The organism is Bartonella sp. OD88NMGDW, assembly GCF_042193775.1.
Classification (GTDB): domain Bacteria; phylum Pseudomonadota; class Alphaproteobacteria; order Rhizobiales; family Rhizobiaceae; genus Bartonella; species Bartonella grahamii.
On record NZ_JBHIMA010000082.1, the window covers coordinates 1 to 639 of the forward strand.

Consider the following 639-nt stretch of genomic DNA (forward strand, 5'->3'; position numbering starts at 1 on the left):
ATTTGGTGTATAGCAATGGTCTTACAGGATTAGAACTTTATGGCCATAGCCGCTGGCCGATGACCTTGGGGAATCTTTTGTATTCTTTCAAACAAGAAGGTGTGCACGGGATAGCTAACGAAAACACGAATATCAATCTCTATGGACCAGCCTTTAATGTTTTAGTTGCATCCGGTCTGTTAGGTTATGTGAGTGATGGCAAACAAACCACTGTTGGCTTTGATGGGCATAGATATGACTTTGTAAGCAGAATTATTGGCGGTAATGGCTATACCTACGAAACGATACCTTGCTGGCAGTAACGTTTGGATAGAATGGTAGAGAGTGGCTACAAATCCCATAAATCCCCATACTTGCCTTGGAGATGCGGGTCCAAAATGTCGAGATATATATGGACTTTCCCATCGAGTACAATTCCCTTTAAGGAGGAAAAAATGAAACAAACTTTAAAATTATTAAGCTGCATAGCTTTATTAAATATGGCTGGATGTAACTCAAAGCCTCCTTCAACATCCTTTGTTATATGGGAAAAGCCAGGTGTAAACTCTACTGAGGTAGGAAAAGCACTATTAGAGTGTGGTGCGCTATCTCCTTATAGTAGCGGTATAGACAATAGCAAATTAGGCATTCATGAATGGT

At 40.4% G+C, this 639-nt stretch carries 2 pseudogenes; both read left to right on the forward strand.

The window, feature by feature from the left end:
- Positions 1 to 302 (forward strand): annotated as a pseudogene (locus tag ACFIJR_RS09215) (filamentous hemagglutinin); the annotation flags it as partial.
- Between the two features lie 132 nt (positions 303 to 434).
- Positions 435 to 639, forward strand: a pseudogene (locus tag ACFIJR_RS09220) (hypothetical protein); the annotation flags it as partial.